The organism is Rhodoplanes sp. SY1 (assembly GCF_046000175.1).
Taxonomy (GTDB): domain Bacteria; phylum Pseudomonadota; class Alphaproteobacteria; order Rhizobiales; family Xanthobacteraceae; genus Rhodoplanes.
This window is the reverse complement of the sequence record NZ_JBEOMB010000320.1, coordinates 1-1,860: the sequence shown is the minus strand read 5'-3', so window position 1 is coordinate 1,860 and position 1,860 is coordinate 1. Positions and strand designations below refer to the sequence as shown.

Below are 1,860 nucleotides of genomic sequence, written 5' to 3'. Positions count from 1 at the left end.
CGCCTCGGAGCTGATCTCCTCGATCAGTTGCGGCGGCGGCAGCTGCGACAGGTCGATGTCGACGAAGCGGTCCATGGCGTGTGCGGCCCCTACCCGAACCGGATGGCGCGGTCGTTCACCGTCATGGCGACGGTGCGCTCGCCTTCCGGCGTCGGGTCGCCGAGGTGCCCCCGCGGCATGTAGGCCCCGTAGATCGTGAAGCCGAGGCCGCCGAGGCGGGCCTGCTCGGCCGACGCGGCGATGCCGATGCGGGTGATGCGATAGCGCGGCTCCCAGGTGTCGATGGCGATCGCCACCGCGGTCCAGAAGCGCAGCACGGTCGACGGCACCAGCTTCTCGCCGAGCAGCTTCGGAATGTCCGACCCGAACCAGCGGCGCAGCACGCGGCTGCCGAACCGGGTGGAGAAGATCACCTCCAGGCTCTGCAGCACGTGATCCCAGCCGGAGAGGATCCGGCCGGTGCGGCGGTCGATCCCGGTGCCGGGCTGCGGTGCGACGAGACCCATGCCGATCCTCGATCGCGGCTCAGACCGTCACGAAATCCGTGTACTCGCCGCCGTACCCGACCACGTCGAACGGCGTCTCCGCATCGCACGAGACCAAAAGCCCGTAGCTGGGCTGGAGGTGGATCGGTCCGCACAGGCGGGCCGCGTCGAGATCGACGGCACCGTAGGGCGGCGCGCTCTCGTGCGGCGCGACCGCGAAGGGCCGCGTGCCGGCCGCGATCCGCTCCTCGTGAATCAGGAACACGCCACGATCCGGCGCATCCATGTGCACCCGCACGTGACAGTCCGCGGCGATCTCGGCCAGCGGCTGGATGCGGATGCGGTCGATCTCGACGCCGGCATGATACTCGCGGACGACCTGCCCGGACGGGCCGAGAGCCAGGACGGGCGAGGCCCGCACCATGAGCACGGCGGCACCGGCAGCCCGCAGCGACACGGGATAGGACTTGCGAACCTCGATGTTGTTGCGTCCCACCGTCAGACCCTCGCAAACACCCGGGCGGCCGGCCCGGCGACCGTGACGACCCGCTTCGTCGCCTTGTCGAGCACGGTCTTGCCGTCCGTCTCGATCTCGTCGGCTTTCGCCGAAATCTTCTTGCGGGTGAGCCGCAACTTGGACTTGCCGACCTCGATGTCGAGGCCGCCGTCCTTCCACGTGATCTTGGCGTCACCGACCATGACGACGTGACTGTCCGCCTTGCGGGTGACCCGCATCTTGTCCCAGGCGACGACGTGCTCGTCGCCCTTGTCGGACGGCGACTTCGCCTTCTCGTGCCAGGTGAACGGCAGAAGCACGGCTTGGCGGACCTCGCCGTTCGGCGCGAACATCGTGAGCTGCTGACCGACGAACGGGGGCGAGTGATGCTTGAGCCCCTTGCCCTTGCCGTTCTCGCCGTCCGGACCCGCGAACTGCGCATAGGGCACCCAGGCGGATTTCACCGGTGTCCCGTCGCGCTCCCCGATCTCGATGCGGGCGCGCTGCTTCTTGGGATCGACATCCGTCACCTTGCCGTGGCGGATCGTGTTGTCGACGCGCCGCTCCATGTCGGCGATGCGGGTCTTGAGTGCGACGATCTCGCGGATCAGCTCGCGGATCGCGGAATCCCGCGTGCTCACGGCGCGGCCTCGTCCAGCGTGACCGGGGTCCCGACCTCTCCGACCCGAAACGTCGCGGCACCCTCGACCGGCACGGCGAGGACGGTGCCGCGATCGGTCGCCTCGACCTCGCCTTCGGTCACGGCCGGAGCCGGGTCCGTCGCGGTTTCGGCCGCCGCGAGCCCGATCGCCCGGATGCCGCCGAGCGACAGGCCGAGCGCCTGCTTGGCCTGTAGCCAGCTCGGCGCCGCCGGCGACG

The 1,860-nt window shown here is 69.8% G+C and carries 4 protein-coding genes; all 4 read right to left on the bottom strand.

The window, feature by feature from the left end; translation table 11 throughout:
• Positions 1–89 precede the first annotated feature (89 nt).
• Entirely contained in the window at positions 90–506 is a 417-nt protein-coding gene (locus ABTU92_RS29385) for a GPW/gp25 family protein (protein ID WP_408095085.1), read from the bottom strand.
• Between the two features lie 19 nt (positions 507–525).
• On the bottom strand, positions 526–981 hold the full coding sequence (locus ABTU92_RS29380) for a hypothetical protein (RefSeq protein WP_408095084.1): 456 nt from the start codon (positions 979–981) through the stop codon (positions 526–528).
• A 2-nt stretch (positions 982–983) separates the two neighbouring features.
• A complete protein-coding gene (locus ABTU92_RS29375) occupies positions 984–1,622 on the bottom strand; it encodes a phage baseplate assembly protein V (protein ID WP_408095083.1) in 639 nt (212 codons plus the stop codon).
• Positions 1,619–1,860 (bottom strand): hypothetical protein (locus ABTU92_RS29370; protein ID WP_408095082.1); only part of this gene is annotated, 242 nt, incomplete at its 5' end. The genes ABTU92_RS29375 and ABTU92_RS29370, both read right to left, overlap by 4 nt.